The organism is Azospirillum melinis (assembly GCF_013340935.1).
GTDB classification, from domain to species: Bacteria; Pseudomonadota; Alphaproteobacteria; order Azospirillales; family Azospirillaceae; genus Azospirillum; species Azospirillum melinis.
In genome coordinates this window covers 1-21,581 of record NZ_WHOS01000047.1, presented here as the reverse complement: position 1 = coordinate 21,581, position 21,581 = coordinate 1, and the positions used below count along the sequence as shown (strand labels likewise).

Below are 21,581 nucleotides of genomic sequence, written 5' to 3'. Positions count from 1 at the left end.
GGGTGGCGGTCTATTGCGGCGTCGGGCCGATGCCGCGCTGCTGGGCGGCGTCCAGCAGGCTGACGAGTTCGCCCGACACCCACCAGCGGCAGCGGCGGCGCTCCTCGGTCGCGACGGTCACGACGCGCTCGATCAGCCTGCTTTCCCCGGCGTTCAGTTCACGGCCGTCGCGCAGGGCCCGCTCGGCGATGCCCAGAAGCGTCTTGTCGATGGCCGTCACCTCGATGGGGTAGCCGGCCTCCTCCGCCAGTTCGCACAGGTCCGCCATTGCGGACAGCGCGTCTTCCCGGCCATAGGCGCCGATCTGGCGGAACAGGGCGGCCAGATGCTCCCCGATTGCCGTCAGCCAGGGGTTGGTCGAGGCGGCGATGCCGCGGCGGCGCAGCCGGTGGTTGAAGCCGTTGATGAAGCGCACCGGGTCGATCAGCGGCCGGGCCGAGGTGCTGGCGTTCAGCGTCAGCAGCCGGTGGCTCAGCACCGGCACGACCTCGCCCTCGACCAGCCCGGTCACCCGGCCGACGGCGGCCGAGACCGCCGCCCAGTTGCGGCCGCCGCGCTCGACGCCGAAGCCCTGCAACGTGTCGTACCAGCGGAAGGCGCGCTCCTGCAGGCGGTCCACCGTCTCGCCCGCCGTCAGCTGCGGCGGGGCAGGGCGGCCGAGATGCAGATCCTCCAGCTTCTGGCGCAGGCATTGCCAGGCGAACTGCACATGCCCGACCGCCGCCTCCACCAATGCCGGGCCGGGCGACATGCCATGGAGCGCCAGCGCCTGATCGGGATCGCGCGACCCGTTGATCAGGGCCAGCGCATAGTGCATCGCGCCGTCGGCCGAGCCGTGCTCCGCCATCTCGGACACGGCGTGCAGGATGCCGATGGTTTCGCGCGGGCGGACAGCACCTTTCCACAGCGGCGCATGGTCCAGCATGGTGTCCAGCATCGCCAGATCGCCCATCGACAGCGGCGCCACGCCCGCAAGCCCGCGCTTGCGCAGCAGCGTCAGCCGTTCGGAGTTGGCGGTGGCCAGCAGCGGCCCGGCCACGCCGCGCTGGCGCAGGACCTCCAGCGAGCGGACGCGAAGCTCTTCCGCCCAGTCCGCCGCGGCGGGGGAGGCGAGGACCCTGTCCAGCGGATGTTCGCTGGCAAGGGCGGCGATGTCGGACTGCACCCGTCCGGCCAGTTCGCGCAGATGCGGCAGCAGCGCGAACCACCAGGCGCTGGCGTCGACCACATGCATGCAGCCGGGCGGCCGGCTTTCCGCCAGCATCAGCTGGTCGGTGCGCAGCATCACCGGATCGAACCAGCCGGTCCAGATGCGGCGCGCATGCTCGGTGCGCGGCCCGTTCAGCATGGCGACGATCAGCCGGCCGACCTCCACCGTCATCTGGTCGTCTTCCAGATGGCCGGCCTGCACCAGTTCGAACAGCTTGGATTTCTGCGCCCGGTCCAGCGGAGCCAGAATCGCCTTCACCTTGTCCAGGCTGACGGCAGCCGGATCGGGTTCGACCGCGCGGAGCGGAGCGGTCTGAAGGGAGGCGCTGCGGTTGGGGCGGCCGGCCATTGGCGTTCACGGGCGCTGCTGAATCGCGGCAATTTTAGGTACTGGCACGAATGATTGCTACTGGTATGTCGTGACATATTCTGTCGAGCTGTGTCGGAGCCGTTTCTTGCAGCGCCTCCGCAACTTTTGGCCGACGGGCCGACACAATTGAAACGAGATGCATCAAATGCATCCAAAATTTATTTCATTTAAGCGCTAAATGGTGCCTTCACACACGTGTTCCGCACACTCATTATGGGGTCAGGCATCGCCTCCAGCATCAAGGCGCTTCAATGGTTCCGCAGCAGATCGCCGACACCGCTCCCAGGTTGTTCAAAGTCATGACCCAGGCCGACTCCCGCAAGGCTGAGAAGATCGGACCCGAGCAGGCGGCAGACGATTTCGTCGCCCGTCTCGCCGCGGCCGGCCTGTCGGCCGATGAGCGGGCCGAGGCCTACGAGGCGGCGTTGAAGCAGCTGATGGGCCACCTGATCCGGCAGGAAGGCTGGCTCGCCGAGGAATTCACCGCCGTCGCCCGGTCGCTCGGCGCCTACTGACCCTTTGCACCGTTGCCATGTCGGCCGCCCGTCCAATCAGGACCGGCGGCCTTTTTGCGTTTCTGGAGGAAACTCTGAACCTCCCTCTCCCGCCCCGGGAGAGGGGGGGGCCCATGCGCAGCATGGGAAGGGTGAGGGGTGATCCGAGGATCGAAATCCATATCCGGATCGCCCCTCACCCTCCCGCCTTCGGCGGGTCCCTCCCTCTCCCGGGGCGGGAGAGGGTATTACAACACTCACCGCTCGTTGAAGCTGTCGGACAGGGCAAAGTAGATCGGCTTCAGCAGATATTCCAGCAGCGACCGCTCGCCGGTGGGCAGTTCCACCTGGGTGGTCATGCCGGGAAGAACCGGGTGCTGGACGTCGTCGCGGCCGACATGGTTGCGGCTGAGCGCCACGACCGCCTTGTAGTAGGGGCGGTGCTGCTCGTCCAGGAAGGTGGAGGCCGAGATGCGCAGCAGCTTGCCGGTGATGGCGCCATAGCGGGCGAAGTCGTAGGTCAGAACCTTGACCGTCGCCTCCTGCCCGACCTGGAGATGGCCGACGTCGCGCGGGGTGACGTGAGCCTCCACCGTCATTTCATGGTCGACCGGGACGACCTGCATCAGCACGCCGCCTTCCGGCACCACCGCGCCGATGGTGTTGACCCGCAGATCCTGCACCAGTCCGCGCACCGGCGACAGCACCGTCAGGCGCTGGGCCCGGTCGTCGAGCTTGGCGCGGGCCTCGCGCAGCTGGGCGATCTCGGCGGTGACGGTGCCCATCTCGGTCACGGCATCCTGCGACAGCTTGGCCGACTGGTCGAGGATGCGGTTGCCGGCCTCGGTGATCGCCTGCTGGGTGGCGATGATCTGCCCCTCGATCCGACGCTGCTCGCCCATCAGGCGCGACTGCTCGCGCTGGGTTTCCAGCGATTGCAGCTTCGACGACAGGCCCATCGATTCCAGCTTGTTGCGGATGTCGACCGATCCCGTGATGAAGGTGATCTGGTCCTTGATATTGGCCAGCTGCCCCTCATACAGAGCCAGTTCCGCCTCGCGCTGCGACACCTGGGCGCGCAGGACGGCGATGGCGGTGTCGCGGGCCTGGCGCTGGGTGTCGTAGATCAGCTTCTGATCGGCGACCTGCGACTCCGTCTGCGGTGTGTCGGGGCCGGCGACGCGGGCGAAATCGGCGGTTCGCCCGGCGGCGAAGGCGCGCAGCCGCTCCGCCCGCAGGTCCAGCGTCAGCAGGCGGGCGTTCATCTGCTCCCGCTCCGCCTGGACCTGCTTGGGATCGAAGACGAGCAGCGGCTGTCCGGCCTCCACCAGATCGCCTTCCTTGACCAGGATGGACGACACGATGCCGCCCTCCAGATGCTGGACCACCTGGGCGTTGCCGGACGGCACCACCTGCCCGGCGGTGACGACGGCCTCCTTGACCGGCATCAGCGTGGCCCAGGTCAGCAGGGCCGCCATCAGCAGGACCAGCACGACGATGGTGGCGCGGACCAGCGACAGCGTCGCATCGTCGGCGCTGAGCGATTTGCCGGTGGGGCGGGCGAGGTCTGAAGCGGCCATCTTGCGGTTCACATGGACTGGAGGAAAGAGCGGAAGGCGTCAGCGCCCGATCAACGTTGTGGCGTGGCGGCGACGCCGGGCGGGCGTTGCAGCCCGATCCCGCCCAGCAGCGCCCCGGCGATGCCGTTGGCGACGCTGTTGCCGCCACCCGGGCCGCCATTGGGGCCACCATTGGGGCCGGTGCCGGGACCGACCGGACGGGGGCCGGGCAGGCCGCCGGCCGGGGCGGCTGGGCCGATCATGCCGGCATCCATGGTCAGCACCGTGTCGGCCAGCGTCAGGTGGCTCGGCCGGTGGGTGACCAGGAAGATGGTGCTGTGGCCGCGCAGGGCGGCCAGCGCCGCGTGCAGCGCCTTGTCGCCCTCGAAGTCCAGCCGGCTCGCCGGCTCGTCCAGCAGCAGGATGCGCGGACGGCGGATGTAGGCGCGGGCCAGGCAGATCTTCTGGGTCAGGCTGGGCGACAGGCGCAGCGACTGGTTGTCGCCGATGCGGGTGTCCAGCCCGCGCGGCAGAGCCTCCACCTCGTCCAGCGCGCCGGCCAGCGACAGCGCCCAGCGCAGTTCGGCCTCGTCGGCGGTCTGGTCGGCGAAGCGCAGGTTCTGCGCGATGGTGCCGTAGAACAGCGAGCTGGCCTGCGGCACATAGCCGATGGACTTGCGCAGATCGACCGGGTCCATCTGGCGGATGTCGACGCCGTCGACCCGCACATTGCCGGCCTGCGGCGCGTAGAGCCCCAGCATCACCTTCAGCAGCGACGACTTGCCGGCGCCGTCCGGCCCGACGATGGCGACGATCTGCCCCGGCTTGACATTGAACGTCACGCCGACCAGCGCCGGATCGGCATCGTTGCGGTAGCGCAGCGACACGCGCGAGAAGGACACCTCGCCCTTCAGCCGGCGCGGCTGCAAGGTGGCGCAGCGCGGCTCGCGCTCCGGCCGGATGCTCATCAGGCCGTTGATCTGGCGGGCGTTGGCGCGCAGCTGCTCAATGCGCGGCAGCATGGAGACGGCGGTCTGCAACGGCACCATCACCCGCCACAGCAGCATCATCGACGCCATCAGCGCGCCCGGCGTCATCGTGCCGGCGAAGACCTGGAGGGCGCCGACGCCGACGGTGGCCAATCCTGCCACCGGCACCACCAGCCCGGCCAGCGCCGCATGGGTCGCCGACAGGTTGGCGGCGGTGTGGCCCGACCGGGCGGTGCGGGCCGACAGCCGGTCATAGCGGTCGCGCCAGTGGGCCAGCCCGCCGATGGCGCGCAGGGCCGGCATCTTGGCGACCATCTCGACGAAGAATTCCTGCCGCTCGGTGTCGGCGCGCGCGGTGGTGCCGGTGCGGGCGCGCACCATCGGGTGGACGGCGGCGCCGATGGCGGCGGTGACCAGCACGGCGGCCAGCGGGACCAGAGCCAGCGGTCCGCCCAGCACCGCCATCACCACCAGATAGAACAGGGCGAAGGGCACGTCGAACAGCGCCGCCACCTGCCCCTGGCTGATGAAATCGCGGATCGACTCCAGATCCTTCACCCGCGCGATCTGCGTGCCGATGGCCGCCCGTTCGCTCATCCCCACCGGCAGCATCAGGATGCGGTCGATGGTGGCGTTGCTGACGGTGCGGGCGATGCGCGACCCGGCATGGGCCAGTGCCCGGCCGCGGATCTGGCGCAGAGCGAAGTCGCCGGCGATGACCAGGAAGGCGCCGACGGCGATGGTCGCCAGCGTGTCGAACGACCCGGTGCCGATCACCTTGTCATAGATCGCCATGGTGAAGAGCGGGGCGGCGACCGACAGCAGGTTGATGACGGCACTCAGCCCCAGCACCGCCCACAGCAGCGGGAAATAGGCGTGGATGACCGAGCCGACCCAGTTCTGATTCCCGGCGCCGGAGGCGGTCTCCAGCGGCGTGAAGACGTAGGCCGTGCCCTTGCCGTAGTTCAGCGTCACCGTTTCGCGCGACTGCCCGCTGAAGGCGGTGACGCCGTCGGCATCGGCGGACAGCAGCGTGTAGATGCCGCCGTCGCGGGCGCGGAACAGGCAGGGCATCAGCGACGGTTCCGGCCGGCCGAGGTCGAAGCGCAGGCTGCGCCCCTCGAAATGCAGGCGCTGGAACACGTCGCACAGCTCCTCCACCGTCTGCACCTCGGAGAAGTGGGGCAGGGCTTCCGCCAGCGTCTGCGGCGCGCCGCGCCAGCCGAGCGCGTCGAGCAGCGGCACCATGCAGGCGCCGACGGCCGATGCCTCGGCCAGCCGGCGGCGCAGGATGTCGCCGTCGTCGTGGGCGGCTCGGATCGGCTCCGCATCGGTGCCGGCCTCGGCATCCGGTGCCGGGGCGCTGGAGACGGCAGCCACCAGGGCCGGCTGTCCGCCGATGGCTTCGGCGGCCGGGTTGCGGGCCACCGCATGGCCGTCGACGATCTGCACCACCCGGTCGGCCAGCGACAGCAGCGACGGGCGACTGCTGACCAGCAGGATGGTGACGCTGCCGCGCAGCTCGTCGAGCGCGCGGCGGAACGCCTTGTCGGACTCGACGTCGAGCGAGGAGTTCGGCTCGTCCAGCAGCAGGACGGCCGGCTCGCGGACCAGGGCCCGGGCAAGGCAGATCATCTGGCGGGCGCCGCGGGGCAGCGCCTCCTGCGAGGCGTCGCCGACGATGGTCTCGTAGCCCTGCGGCAGGCTGGCGATGCGGCGGTCGAGGCCAAGGCGCCGGCAGACCTCCATCGCCAGATCGGCCCGGCTGGGGTCGAACAGCGTCAGGTTCTGCAGGATCGTGCCTTTGAACAGCTCCGGATGCTCGCCGACATAGACGACGCCGCCGATGCCGATCATGGCATCGGCCCCGGTCAGGGTGCGCACGCCGACCCGGACCTCGCCGGACCGTGGCCGCAGCACGCCCAGGATCAGGCGCAGAAGCGTCGTCTTGCCCGAACTGTTGGTCGCCACCACGCCCAGGAACTCGCCCGGCCCGACGCTCAGCGACAGGCCGCTCAGGATCTCCGGCCCGCGGTCGTAGGCGAAGGTGACCTTGTCCATCTCGATGGAGCCGGGGGCCAGCGGCGTGGCGACCGCACCGTCCGACTCGGCGATTCCGTCCCTGGCGACCGGCGCCGCGGCGCCGTCGGGTCCGACCTCCAGCAGGACATGGCCGATGCGGCGCAGGGCCAGCGACACCGACTGGTAGCGCACCCAGCGGTCGAACAGCGCCTGCACCGGCTGCACGCAGCGCCCGGCCAGCATCGAGCAGGCGGTCAAAACGCCGGTGGTCATCGCGCCGTCGATCACCGACACGCTGCCCAGCAGAACCACCAGCATCATCGTCGTCTGGGCCAGCGTGGCGGCGACGACGGAGGCGGTGCCGCTGAGGCGGGCGACGGTGAAGTCCTCCTCGCTGCAACCCTGTTGCAGGCGCTCGTGGCGGCGCAGCAGGCCGGCCTCGGCCCCCAGGCCCTTCACGGTGTGGACGCCGCCCAGAACCTCGCTGATGAAGTTCAGGCGCCGCTCCTCCAGCGTGTGGCGGCTTTCCAGCGCCCGGCGCATCCGCCGGCCCAGCACGGCGCCGACGATCAGGAACAGGCCCAGCACCGCCACCGGGATCGCCGCCAGCCAGCCTGCCAGCAGGGCGATCAGGCCCAGATAGAGAACGGCGAAGGGGATGTCGATGGCTGATTGCAGCGCCTGGCCCGAATAGAATTCCCGCACCAGCTTGATGGCGCGGTAAACCTCGAAATGGGTGCCGATGCCCTGCTGGGAAAAGGCGTTCAGCGGCATGTGCATCAGCCGGTCGATCAGCGACGCGCTCGACTGGTGCTCGATCCTCGCCCCCATCCAGGTGGTCAGCGCCGAGCGCGCGACCCGCAGGATCGCCTCCATCACCGCCGCCGCCCCACAGCCGATGCCGAGCAGAAGCATGGTGCCGTAGGATTCGTTCGGCAGGATGCGGTCGTAGACATGCAGCAGCGTGACCGGCAGGGCCAGCCCGAAGATGTTCAGGGCGAAGGACGCCAGGATCAGCATCGCCCGGTCCCGGCGCGGACCCAGCATGCCGGACAGCAGGCGTCGCGCAGCCTTCTCGGCCGCCCGATCACGGTTTGCCTGATCGCGTTTGGCGCCATCGCGCCCGGCCCGATTGCGCTCGGGGGAGGCGGCGGGCGGTGCGCTGGGAGGAGCGGACGGGTTTCCGGGCTGCAAAACGACCAACCTGTTTCACGGAGTTAACCGAGCGCTAATCAACACCATATTTGCTAGTGATAGGTAAATCCGCGAATAGCAACAAAAGGCAACCGAGTGACAAAGCGCATTGCGCCCTGCCCTTCGGAGCTTGCGCGAAAGCGGTAAAAACCCAACCGCTCCAAGGGATTTCGTTGCGTCCAGGCGGTCCCCCTAGGGTAGAGGTGGCCGGTGCTTCAGCATCCAACATGTTGAAACTCATCACAGGATGTTTCTTATCACAAGCAAGTGAGAGCGCTAGAACCTAGGGTCGTGACAAGTGGTGTGGTGCGATTTTGCACCCGACTTATGGAGCGGTCCGATGGCTGATGAAGCGGTTCAGGGTAAGGTCCCGACGGTCGACGATCGTCAGATCCTGGACGATCTGACCCTTCTCCAGCAGGTCGACGGCACCCGTCTGGGCGGCGTCATCCACGAGGCGAGCTCGGTACAGCTTCAACGGCCCGACGATACGCTGGGCTATGTCCAGACCGACTATCGCGGCGCCGAGGATCTGATGGTGGGCGGTGCGGTGCAGACCGGTGCCGTCGTCGGCGAATCGGTGGCTGTCGCTGCCGACCAGGCGGTGAACGCGCTGCTGCTGAACGGCGACGTGCTGCGCACCGAAGGCACCCGCGGGTCCGGCCCGACCGGTCCCGAGGGTTCCGGCCCGGCGGACGGGGACGGCCGCGGGACCGCCGGCAAGACGGCGGAGCGGGCGGAGCTTCTGTCGACCGCGCGCACGACCTCGGCCTACGACCCGCTCGACGTTGCGGCGTCGGACATCCCGATGCCCGAGACGCCCGACCAGGTGATCGACAACGGGGTGGTTCCCGCCGCCGAGGGCGTGACCTTCCTGCAGGCCGCCGCGGTGGTCGCCCCCACCGTCGCCGCACCCTCGACTCCGGCCCCGGCGCCGGTGTCCGACACGCCCAGCCTGACGGTGAACGGGGTGTCCGGTGACGAGGACACCGCCATTGCCCTGAACATCGCCGCCGCCCTGACCGATACCGGCGGGACGGAGGTGCTGACCGTCACCCTGGCCGGCATCCCGGACGGCGCGGTTCTGCGCGACGCCTCCGGTGCGGTGCTGACAGTGGTCAACGGCAGCATCGTGCTGACCGCGTCGCAGATCCCCGGCCTGACGCTGACCCCGCCGGCCAACAGCGGCGACAGCTTCAGCCTGACCGTGACGGCCACCAGCACCGACGGCACCGCCACGCCCAACAGCGTCACCGCCACGCTGCCGGTCACGGTCAACCCGGTGTCCGACACGCCGACGCTCGGCGTCTCGGCCGTTACCGGTGCCGAGGATACGGCGATTCCGCTGTCGATCAGCCCGGCGCTGACCGACACCGACGGCTCGGAGACGCTGACCGTCACCATCGCCGGCATTCCGACCGGTGCGGTCCTGACCAATGCGGCCGGCGAGGTGCTGACCATTTCCGGCGGCTCGATCACCCTGACGCCGGGCCAGCTGGCAGGCTTGGCGATCACCCCGCCGCTGAACAGCGACGCCGATTTCACGCTCACCGTCACGGCGACCAGCCGCGACGGCAGCGCCGCGCCGGCCAGCACCAGCCTGCCGCTGGTGGTCACGGTGAACCCGGTGACCGATACCCCGACGTTGAGCGTCAGTGCTGCGACCGGCAACGAAGACTCCGCGATCCCGCTGACGATCACTCCGGCGCTGACCGATACCGACGGGTCGGAGACGCTGACCGTCACGATCAGCGGCATCCCCGCCGGTGCCAGCCTCGCCAACGCGGCGGGCGACACGCTGTCGATCAGCAACGGTGCAGTCACGCTGACGCCCGGCCAACTGGCTGGCCTCCGGATCACGCCGCCGGCCAACAGCGACGCTGACTTCACCCTGACCGTCACCACGACCGCGCAGGATGGCACCGCCGCGCCGGTGAGCGTCAGCGCTCCGCTGGTGGTTACCGTCAATCCGGTGACCGACACGCCGACCCTGTCGGTCACCGCGGCGAGCGGCAACGAAGATATGGCCATCCCGCTGGTCATCTCGCCCGCCCTGACGGACACCGACGGCTCGGAATCGCTGAGCATCACGATCAGCGGAATTCCCGTCGGCGCGAGCCTGAAGAACAGTGCGGGCGACACGCTGACGATCGGCAACGGTTCGATCACGCTGTCGCCGAACCAGCTGGCCGGCCTGACGATCACGCCGCCGGCCAACAGCGACGTGGATTTCACCCTGACGGTCACCGCCACCGCCCGGGACGGCGGCGCCGATGCGGTCAGCGTCAGCGCTCCCCTGGCGGTCACGGTGACCCCTGTCACCGACACCCCGACCTTGAGCGTCACGGCGGCCACCGGCAGCGAAGACACGGCGATCCCGCTGGCGATCACCCCGGCCCTGACCGATCTGGACGGGTCGGAGACGCTGACGATCACCATCAGCGGTATTCCGACCGGTGCGGCGCTGACCAACACGGCTGGCGAGGTGCTGACCATTTCCGGCGGCTCGATCACCCTGACGCCGGGCCAGCTGGCGGGCCTGGCGATCACCCCGCCGGTGAACAGCGACGCCGATTTCACGCTCACCGTCACGGCGACGGCCAAGGACGGCGTCGCCGACCCGGTTTCGGTGACGCAGGCCCTGGCGGTGACCGTCAATCCGGTGTCGGACACCCCGACCCTGTCCGTGTCTGCCGCCCGTGGCGATGAAGACACCGCGATTCCGCTGACGATCAGCCCGGCCCTGACCGACACCGATGGATCGGAGACGCTGACGATCACCGTTGCCGGCGTTCCAGCCGGAGCGACGCTGAGCGCCGGCACCTCGGTCACCGAGCAGAACGGCACCACCACCTGGACGCTGACTAAGGACCAACTGAGCGGTCTGAAGATCACACCGCCTGCCAACAGCGACGTGGATTTCGACCTGACGGTCACGGCCATCGCCAAGGATGGCAGCGCGCCAGTGGCGACGACGAGCCAGACCCTGCGTGTCACCGTCGATCCGGTGACCGATACCCCGACGCTGAGCGTCAGTGCTGCGAGCGGCAACGAAGACAGCGCGATTGCGCTGACGATCAGCCCGGCGCTGACCGATCTGGACGGGTCGGAAGCGCTGACGATCACCATCAGCGGCATCCCGGCCGGCGCCAGCCTCAGCAACACGGCCGGAAATACGCTGACCATCAGCAATGGCTCGATCACGCTGACACCGGATCAGCTTGCCGGTCTGAAGATCACGCCCCCGCACAACAGCGACGACGACTTCTCCCTCACCGTCACGGCGACGGCCAAGGATGGCGTTGCCAACCCGGTTTCGGTGACGCAGGCCCTGGCGGTGACCGTCAATCCGGTGTCGGACACCCCGACACTGTCCGTGTCCGCCGCCCGTGGCGATGAAGACACCGCGATTCCGCTGACGATCAGCCCGGCGCTGACCGATACCGACGGATCGGAGACGCTGACGGTCACCATCGCCGGCGTTCCGGCCGGGGCGACGCTGAGCGCCGGGACCTCGGTCACGGAAAGCAACGGCACCACCACTTGGACTCTGACGCCTCAGCAGCTTGCCGGTCTGAAGATCACGCCGCCGGCCAACAGCGACGTGGATTTCGACCTGACGGTCACCGCAATCGCCAAGGACGGCAGCGCGCCGGTGGCGACGACGAGCCAGACCCTGCATGTCACCGTCGATCCGGTGACCGATACCCCGACGTTGAGCGTCACCGCGGCGAGCGGCAACGAAGACACGGCGATTGCGCTGACGATCACCCCGGCGCTGACCGATCTGGACGGGTCGGAGGTGCTGACGATCACCATCAGCGGCATTCCGGCGGGCGCAACGCTGGTCAACACGCTGAACGGCACGCTGACGGTCACCAACGGCTCGATCACGCTGAACCCCGACCAGCTTGCCGGTCTGAAGATCACGCCGCCGCACAACAGCGACGATGACTTCACCCTGACCGTCACCACGACTGCCAAGGATGGCGTTGCCGCTCCGGTCAGTGTCAGCGCACCGCTGGTGGTTACCGTCAACCCGGTGACCGACACGCCGACGCTGAGCGTCTCCGCGGCGAGCGGCAACGAAGACAGCGCGATTGCGCTGTCGATCAGCCCGGCACTGACAGACACCGACGGGTCGGAAACGCTGACGGTGACCATCAGCGGCATCCCGGCGGGCGCCAGCCTCAGCAACACGGCCGGCAACACGCTGACCATCAGCAACGGCTCGATCACGCTGACGCCCGATCAGCTCGCCGGGCTAAAGATCACGCCGCCGCACAACAGCGACGATGACTTCACCCTCACCATCACGACCACCGCGAAGGACGGTGTCGCCGCTCCGGTCAGTGTCAGCGCACCGCTGTTCGTGACCGTCAATCCGGTGTCGGACACCCCGACTCTGTCCGTAACCGCCGCCCGCGGCGATGAAGACACCGCCATCCCCCTTACGATCAACCCGGCGCTGACCGACACTGACGGATCGGAGACACTGACGATCACCGTCGCCGGAGTTCCGGCGGGAGCGACGCTGAGCGCCGGCATTGCTGTTACCCAGCCGGATGGCACGACGACCTGGACGCTGACGCCTCAGCAGTTGGCCGGGTTGAAGATCACGCCGCCGGCCAACAGCGACGTGGATTTTGACCTGACGGTTACCGCGATTGCCAAGGACGGCGCCGCACCGGTTGCGACGACGAGCCAGACCCTGCACGTCACGGTCGATCCGGTCACCGATACCCCAACTCTGTCGGTCTCCGCGGCGAGCGGCAACGAAGACACCGCGATCCCGCTGACGATCACCCCGGCGCTGACCGATCTGGACGGGTCGGAGACGCTGGCGATCACCATCAGCGGCATCCCGGCGGGCGCCAGCCTCAGCAATACGGCCGGCAGCACGCTGACCATCAGCAACGGCTCGATCACGCTGACGCCGGATCAACTCGGCGGCCTGAAGATCACGCCGCCGCTGAACAGCGATGCGGACTTCACGCTCACCGTCACCGCGACCGCCAAGGATGGCGTCGCCAACCCGGTTTCGGTCAGCCAGACCCTGCCGGTGACCGTCAGCCCGGTGTCCGACGCGCCGACGCTGAGCGTCACGGCGGCGACGGGCAACGAGGACACCGCGATTGCGCTGTCGATCACGCCGGCTTTGACCGACACCGACGGGTCGGAGGTGCTGACCGTCACCATCGCCGGTATTCCGGCCGGTGCGACGCTCACCAACACGCTGAACGGCACGCTGACCGTTACCAACGGCTCGATCACGCTGAACCCCGACCAACTCGCCGGACTGAAGATCACGCCGCCGGTGAACAGCGACGACGACTTCACCCTGACCGTTACCGCGACCTCGAAGGACGGGAGTGCCGCGCCGGCCAGCACAAGTGCGCCGCTGCTGGTGACCGTCAACCCGGTGTCGGACACCCCGACCTTGTCCGTGTCCGCCGCCCGCGGCGACGAAGACACCGCGATCCCGCTGACGATCAGCCCGGCCCTGACCGACACTGACGGGTCCGAGACGCTGACGGTCACCATCGCCGGCGTTCCGGCCGGTGCGACGCTGAGCGCCGGCACCTCGGTCACGGAAAGCAATGGCACGACGACCTGGACGCTGACGCCTCAGCAGCTTGCCGGGTTGAAGATCACGCCGCCGGCCAACAGCGACGTGGACTTCGACCTGACGGTCACCGCGATTGCCAAGGACGGCAGCGCACCGGTTGCGACGACGAGCCAGACCCTGCATGTCACGGTCGACCCGGTCACCGACACGCCGACGCTGAGCGTCACCGCGGCGAGCGGCAGCGAAGACACGGCGATTGCGCTGGCGATCACCCCGGCGCTGACCGATCTGGACGGGTCGGAAACGCTGACGATCACCATCGCCCGCATTCCGACCGGCGCGGTCCTGACCAACACGGCTGGCGACGTGCTGACCATTTCCGGCGGCTCGATCACCCTGACGCCGGGCCAGCTGGCGGGCCTGGCGATCACCCCGCCGGTGAACAGCGACGCCGATTTCACGCTCACCGTCACGGCGACGGCCAAGGACGGCGTCGCCGACCCGGTTTCGGTGACGCAGGCCCTGGCGGTGACCGTCAATCCGGTGTCGGACACCCCGACCTTGTCCGTGTCCGCCGCCCGCGGCGATGAGGACACCGCCATCCCGCTGACGATCAACCCGGCCCTGACCGACACTGACGGGTCCGAGACGCTGACGGTCACCATCGCCGGCGTTCCTGCCGGGGCGACGCTGAGCGCCGGGACCTCGGTTACGGAAAGCAATGGTACGACGACCTGGACGCTGACGCCTCAGCAGCTTGCCGGTCTGAAGATCACGCCGCCGGCCAACAGCGACGTGGATTTCGACCTGACGGTCACCGCGATTGCCAAGGATGGCAGCGCGCCGGTGGCGACGACGAGCCAGACCCTGCACGTCACCGTCGATCCGGTCACCGATACGCCGACGCTCAGCGTCTCCGCCGCGAGCGGCAACGAAGACACGGCGATTGCGCTGGCGATCACCCCGGCGCTGACCGACTTGGACGGGTCGGAGGTGCTGACGATCACCATCAGCGGCATCCCGGCCGGTGCAACGCTCGCCAACACGCTGAATGGCTCGCTGACGGTCACCAACGGTTCGATCACGCTGAACCCCGACCAGCTTGCCGGTCTGAAGATCACGCCGCCGCTGAACAGCGACGACGACTTCACCCTGACCGTCACCGCGACCGCCAAGGATGGTGTTGCCGCTCCGGTCAGCGTCAGCGCGCCGCTGGTGGTCACTGTCAACCCAGTGACCGACACTCCGACGCTGAGCGTCACCGCGGCTAGCGGCAACGAAGACAGCGCGATTGCGCTGGCAATCACTCCGGCGTTGACCGACACCGACGGGTCGGAGGTGCTGACGATCACCATCAGCGGAATTCCGGCTGGCGCGACGCTCGCCAACACGCTGAACGGCACGCTGACGGTCAGCAACGGCTCGATCACGCTGAACCCTGACCAGCTGGCCGGGCTGAAGATCACGCCGCCGCACAACAGCGACGATGACTTCACCCTGACCGTCACCGCGACCGCCAAGGATGGCGTTGCCACTCCGGTCAGCGTCAGCGCACCGCTGGTGGTCACCGTCAACCCGGTGACCGACACGCCGACGCTGAGCGTCACCGCCGCGAGCGGCAACGAAGACACGGCGATCCCGCTGACCATCAGCCCGGCGTTGACCGACACCGACGGGTCGGAGGTGCTGACGATCACCATCAGCGGCATTCCGGCGGGCGCGACGCTGGTCAACACGCTGAACGGCACGCTGACGGTCAGCAACGGCTCGATCACGCTGAACCCCGACCAGCTGGCCGGGCTGAAGATCACGCCGCCGCTCAACAGCGACGGCACCTTCACCCTGTCCGTCACGGCGACGGCCAAGGACGGCGTTGCCGACCCGGTTTCGGTGACCCAGTCGCTGCCGGTGACCGTCACTGCGGTCACCGACACCCCGACTCTGTCCGTGTCCGCCGCCCGTGGCGATGAAGACACTGCCATCCCGCTGACGATCAGCCCGGCGCTGACCGACACCGACGGGTCGGAGACGCTGACGATCACCATCGCCGGCGTTCCGGCCGGAGCCACGCTGAGCGCCGGCACCTCGGTCACCGAGCAGAACGGCACCACCACTTGGACGCTGACGCCTCAGCAGTTGGCCGGGTTGAAGATCACGCCGCCTGCCAACAGTGACGTCGATTTCGACCTGACGGTCACGGCGATTGCCAAGGACGGCAGCGCGCCGGTCGCGACGACGAGCCAGACCCTGCACGTCACTGTCGATCCGATCACCGATACCCCGACTCTGTCGGTCACCGCGGCGAGCGGCAACGAAGACACGGCGATCCCGCTGACGATCACCCCGGCGCTGACCGATCTGGACGGGTCGGAAACGCTGACGATCACCATCAGCGGCATCCCGGCCGGTGCGACGCTCGTCAACACGCTGAACGGCACGCTGACCGTTATTAACGGTTCGATCACGCTGAACCCCGATCAGCTCGCCGGTCTGAAGATCACGCCGCCGCTGAACAGCGACGACGACTTCACCCTGACCGTCACCGCGACCGCCAAGGATGGCATCGCCGCTCCGGTCAGCGTCAGCGCGCCGCTGGTGGTCACCGTCAATCCGGTGTCGGATACCCCGACCCTGTCCGTGTCCGCCGCCCGTGGCGATGAAGACACCGCGATTTCGCTGACGATCAGCCCGGCCCTGACCGACACCGACGGCTCGGAGACGCTGAGCATCCGGATTTCCGGCGTGCCCGCCGGAGCGACGCTGAGCGCCGGCACTTCTGTGACGGAAAGCAACGGCACCACCACCTGGACCCTGACGAAGGACCAGCTTGCCGGTCTGAAGATCACGCCGCCTCACAACAGCGACGTGGATTTCGACCTGACCGTCACCGCAATCGCCAAGGACGGCAGCGCGCCGGTGGCAACGACGAGCCAGACCCTGCATGTCACGGTCGACCCGGTGACCGACACCCCGACTCTGTCGGTCACTGCGGCGACGGGCAATGAGGACACGGCGATCCCGCTGACGATCACTCCGGCGCTGACCGACACCGACGGGTCGGAATCCCTGACGATCACCATCAGCGGCATTCCGGCCGGTGCGATCCTCGCCAATACGCTGAACGGCACGCTGACGGTCAGCAACGGTTCGATCACGCTGAACCCCAATCAGCTGGCCGGCCTGAAGATCACCCCGCCGCTGAACAGCGACGACGACTTCACCCTCACCGTCACCGCGACGGCCAAGGACGGTGTCGCCGACGCGGTCAGCGTGACCCAGACCCTGCCGGTCACCGTCAACCCGGTGTCCGATGCGCCGACGCTGAGCGTCACCGCCGTCACCGGCAACGAAGACACCGCCATTCCGCTGACGATCAATCCGGCACTGACCGATACCGACGGGTCGGAGGTGCTGACGATCCGCATCACCGGCATTCCGGCCGGTGCGACGCTGGTCAACACGCTGAACGGCACGCTGACGGTCACCAACGGCTCGATCACGCTCAATCCCGACCAGCTTGCCGGGCTGAAGATCACGCCGCCGCTGAACAGCGACGATGACTTCACCCTGTCGGTGACCGCCGTCTCCAAGGACCGCGGTGCGGCGGAGGCGACCACGACCCTGCCGCTGGTGGTCACCGTCAACCCGGTGACCGACACGCCGACGCTGAGCGTCACCGCGGCGAGTGGCAACGAGGATACCGCCATCGCGCTGGACATCAGGTCGGCTCTGACCGATCTGGACGGGTCGGAGAGCCTGAGCATCAAGATCACCGGCGTTCCGGCCGGGGCGACGCTCAGCGCCGGCACCCTCAATGCCGACGGCAGCTGGACCCTGACCCAGGCCCAGCTGGCCAACCTGAAGATCACGCCCAAGGCCGACAGCGACGTCGATTTCACCCTGACCGTCACCGCCACCGCGACGGACCGCGGCCTGTCCCCGGTCTCGGTGCAGACGACCCTGGCCGTCACCGTCATCGCCGTAGCCGACAAGCCGACGGTTTCGGTCACGCCGGTCTCCTACGATCTGGCGGTCGGGCAGAACGACACGCTGACCGGCACTGCCGGCAACGACACGCTGTCGGGCGGTGCGGGCAACGACACCATCCTGGGCGGCGCCGGCGACGACGTGATTTATGGCGATGGCACCGGCACCTTCACCGTCGCCCTGTCGATCACGCCGGCCGTGACAGACCGTGACGGGTCGGAATACATCTCCAAGCTGACGATCTCCGGTGTCCCGGCCGGGGCGACGCTCAGCGCCGGCACCCTCAATGCCGACGGCACCTGGACCCTGACCGAAGCCCAGCTGTCGGGGTTGAAGCTGACGGCGAAGGAAGGCGACACCACCCATCCGATCACCCTCACCGTCGTCTCGACCTCCAGGGAGCTGGAGAACGGCAGCACCGCCGACAGCGATCCGCAGACGCTGACCGTCAGCTTCGCCAACACGCCAAAGGGCAACGACAGCCTGGATGGCGGCGACGGCAACGACACCATCCTGGGCGGGGCCGGCAACGACACCCTGATCGGCGGGCTGGGCGACGACAGCCTGGACGGCGGGGACGACAACGACCTGCTGGCCGGCGGCCCCGGCAACGACACCATCGACGGCGGCGCCGGCAACGACACCGTCACCTATGCCAACTCGGCGACCGCGGTGAACGCCAACCTCGCGACCGGTGTCGGCACCGGCGAGGGCACCGACGTGCTCCGCAACCTTGAGAACGTCACCGGCTCGGCCTTCGACGACGTCATCACCGGCGACGGCGGCGCCAACATCCTGCTCGGCGGCGGCGGCAACGACACCATCACCGGCGGGGCCGGGACCGATACCATCCATGGCGGGGCGGGCGACGACCTGTCGATCTTCACCGTCGGTACCGACGGCGGCACCGCGTCCGCTCCCGAACTTCAGGACGGCGACGCCGGCATCGACACCTTCCGGGTGATGCTGACCACCGGCCAACTGTCGAACGCCTCGATCCTGGCCGACCTGCGCACCCTGCGCGACCGGATCGAGACGGCGGCGGCCGACCCCAGCGCCGCGACCAAGGATACCGATGTCGCCAGCGCCGCCACCCTAACGGCGCTGGGCATCAAGCTGGCCGATTTCGAGAAGCTGGAGCTGTATGTCGACGGCCGGCCGGTCGATGTCCGCACCGCGCTGAACTATGCCCCGACGGCGACCGCGGCGACCACCACCACGTCGGAAGACAATTCCATCTCCGGCCGGCTGGCGGCGACCGATCAGGACACCGTCAACCACCGCACCGACGAGACGATGACCTTCAAGGGTCCCGGCGCCGACGGCCAGCCGGTGCGCCTGGCGCACGGCACGCTGGTGGTGAACGCCGACGGCACCTTCACCTACACGCCGGACGCCGATTTCAGCGGCACGGAAAGCTTCTCCTTCACCGTCACCGACGGCTATGGCGGGACCTCCACCGCCACGCAGACCATCCAGGTGACGCCGGTCGCCGACTCCATCACCTTGACCACGCTGAACGCGCGCGGCAACGAGGACGCGGCCGGCGGCATCGCCATCGCCCCCACCATCACGCTGAGCGACGTCGATGCCGCCAGCCCCGAGGCGGTGGAGACGGTCACGCTGACCATGTCGGCTTCGCAGCTGGATGTGGCCGGCGCCAAGCTGTACCTCAACGGCACGGAGCTGACGCGCAGCGGGACCACCACCTACAGCTGGACGATCCCGACCAGTGCCCTGGTGGCCGGCGGATCGGCCGGAACCTGGACGGTGTCGGGCCTGAAGATCGTCACCACCCGCAACTCCGATGCCGATCTCACCTACACCCTGACGGTCGGGACCATCGACAGCACCAGCGCCGGCACGGTGCGCGGCAGCAAGTCGGCGACCGGCACCATCACCGTCGATGCGGTGGCCGACGCGCCGACCGTGACCGCCGCCGCCGCGGCGACGGACGAGGACACCTCGGTCGCGCTGAGGATCACCCCGGCATTGACCGACACCGACGGGTCGGAGAGCATCGGCTACGTCACCATCTCCGGCGTGCCGGCGGGGGCGAGCCTCAATCTCGGCACGGTTCTGAGCACCCAGGGCGACGGCAGCACCAGCTGGAAGGTCAACGCGGCCGATCTGGCGAGCCTGCGCCTGACCCCGCCGCACGACTTCTCCGGCACCATCACCCTCCGCGTCGTCGCGACCTCGGTGGAGCGCGAGAACGGTTCGACCGCCGATTCCGCGCCGGCGACCCTGACGGTGACCGTCACCGGCGTGGCCGACGCCCCCATCGTCATTCCCGCGGCGGCGACGGGCAACGAGGACACCGCCATCCCGCTGTCCATCGACGCCCACCTGTCCGACGTGACGGGCGAGACGCTGGACCACATCACCATCACCGACCTGCCGGAAGGGGCGAAACTGTCCGCCGGCATCCACAACGCCGACGGCAGCTGGACGCTGACCCCGGCGCAACTGACCGGCCTGACCTTCACGCCGCCGCCGAACTATTCCGGCACGCTGACGCTGAAGATCACCGCCACCTCGGTCGAAGGGGCGACCACCGCCACCTCGGCGCAGCAGCCGCTGACGGTGACCGTCACCGCGGTCGCCGACACGCCGGTGCTGTCGGCCTCCGACGCGGTCGGGCGCGAGGACACCGCCATCCCGCTGTCGGTGGTCGCAGCATTGACCGACCGCGACGGGTCGGAAAGCCTCAGCATCCTCGTCGGCGGCGTGCCGGCGGGCGCCACGCTGAACCACGGTCATTACGACGCCACCCTGGGCAAATGGGTGCTGACCCAGGCCGACCTGTCCGGCCTGACCATCACCCCGCCGGCCAACTCCAACACCGGCTTCAACCTGACCTTCACCGCGCGGGCGACGGAAGGCTCCAACGGCGCCTTCGCCGACGCGGCGGCGGTGTCCGTCCATGTCGAGGTGCAGGGCGTGGCCGACGTGGTGACGCCGAACGGCACGCTGACCGCCCGCGGCGACGAGGACACGGCGATCAACCTGAAGCTCGGCGATCTGGTGATGACCGACAATGACGGGTCGGAACGCCTGTCGCTGGTCGTCAGCAACCTGCCGTCGGGCTCCTGGCTGTCGCTGGCGGCCGGGCACGAGAGCGGTCTGGTCTATCTCGGCAACGGCCGCTGGTCGGTCGATGCGGAGTACCGCAACGAACTGACCCTGACGACGAAGAAGGACTTCTCCGGCACCATCACGCTGAAGGTGGACGTCATCACCACCGACAGCAACGGCGCCCCGATCGTCACCGTGAACGGCGTGACCTCCGGAGGGATGCTGAAGGACACCCGCGACCTGACGGTCACCGTCGATCCCAAGGCGGACGAGCCGGTCGTCTCGATCGGCGCCAGCGGGCTGGAGGATGCCGTCGGCGGCATTCCGCTGACCATTTCCGCCCTGACCGGCGACAGCGACGGGTCGGAGCACATCTCCTCCATCGTCATCTCCGGCCTGCCGGCCGGGGTGACGCTGACCAGCAGCGATGCCGGCGCGCTGACCGCGAATGCGGACGGCAGCTGGACGGTCGATCCGGCGAAGCTCGGCAACCTGCGCCTGATCGTGCCGGCCAACAACGCCGACGACTTCACCATCACCGTCAAGGTGACGGCGATGGACGGCACCGACACCCTGACCAGGACCTACACCCCGACCGTCACCATCACCGCGGTGGCCGACGCCCCGGTGTCGCATGCCGCCGACGGCTCGGCGGTGCCCTACCATGTCGACGACCAGTCGACGACCGGCGTGCCGGACGGCTTGGTGCTGAACCTGAACGCCTTCCTGGCCGACACCGACGGGTCGGAAAAGCTGGCGGTCACCATCGGCGGCGTGCCGAAGGGGACGGTGCTGTCGCGCGGCATCGACAACGGCAACGGCACCTGGACGCTGACCGCGGAGGACTATGCCGCGGCGCTGGCCGAGGGCGGCTTGAAGCTGACCGTCAAGGACGCGAACGCCACCGGCATCACCCACACGGTGGCCGGCAGCGTCGACACCGCCAGCGTCACGCTGACGGTCAACCCCTACAGCATCGAGAGCGAGGGCGACCGCAACACCAGCGTGTCCGACAGCTTCGTGCTGAGCTGGACCACCACGGCCTCCTCCGGCGGTGGCTCGACCGACCCGGGCAATGGCGGCAACACCGGCGGCGGCACCAGCCCGCCT

Annotated in this window: 5 protein-coding genes; 2 read left to right on the top strand and 3 right to left on the bottom strand. The window is 68.7% G+C overall.

Annotated features, from left to right (window positions below):
- Nucleotides 1-10: 10 nt before the first annotated feature.
- Nucleotides 11-1,558, bottom strand: a complete 1,548-nt coding sequence (locus GBZ48_RS26425; RefSeq protein ID WP_174473753.1) for a hypothetical protein — start codon at nt 1,556-1,558, stop codon at nt 11-13.
- Nucleotides 1,559-1,878: 320 nt separating this feature from the next.
- On the opposite strand from GBZ48_RS26425, the gene GBZ48_RS26420 reads away from it, so the two are divergent.
- Complete coding sequence (locus GBZ48_RS26420; protein WP_174473752.1) at nt 1,879-2,094, top strand: hypothetical protein; 216 nt, start codon at nt 1,879-1,881, stop codon at nt 2,092-2,094.
- A gap of 236 nt (nt 2,095-2,330) precedes the next feature.
- On the opposite strand, the gene GBZ48_RS26415 is transcribed toward GBZ48_RS26420, so the two are convergent.
- Both GBZ48_RS26415 and GBZ48_RS26410 read right to left on the bottom strand, forming a co-directional pair.
- The gene (locus tag GBZ48_RS26415; RefSeq protein WP_174473751.1) at nt 2,331-3,653 is read right to left on the bottom strand and encodes an HlyD family type I secretion periplasmic adaptor subunit; all 1,323 of its coding nucleotides are present in this window, start codon (nt 3,651-3,653) and stop codon (nt 2,331-2,333) included.
- 50 nt (nt 3,654-3,703) lie between these two features.
- On the bottom strand, nt 3,704-7,690 hold the full coding sequence (locus GBZ48_RS26410; protein WP_174473750.1) for a peptidase domain-containing ABC transporter: 3,987 nt from the start codon (nt 7,688-7,690) through the stop codon (nt 3,704-3,706).
- A 487-nt stretch (nt 7,691-8,177) separates the two neighbouring features.
- Between GBZ48_RS26410 and GBZ48_RS26405 the strand changes: the two genes are divergently transcribed.
- On the top strand, nt 8,178-21,581 hold a 13,404-nt coding region (locus tag GBZ48_RS26405; RefSeq protein WP_174473749.1), incomplete at its 3' end, for a beta strand repeat-containing protein.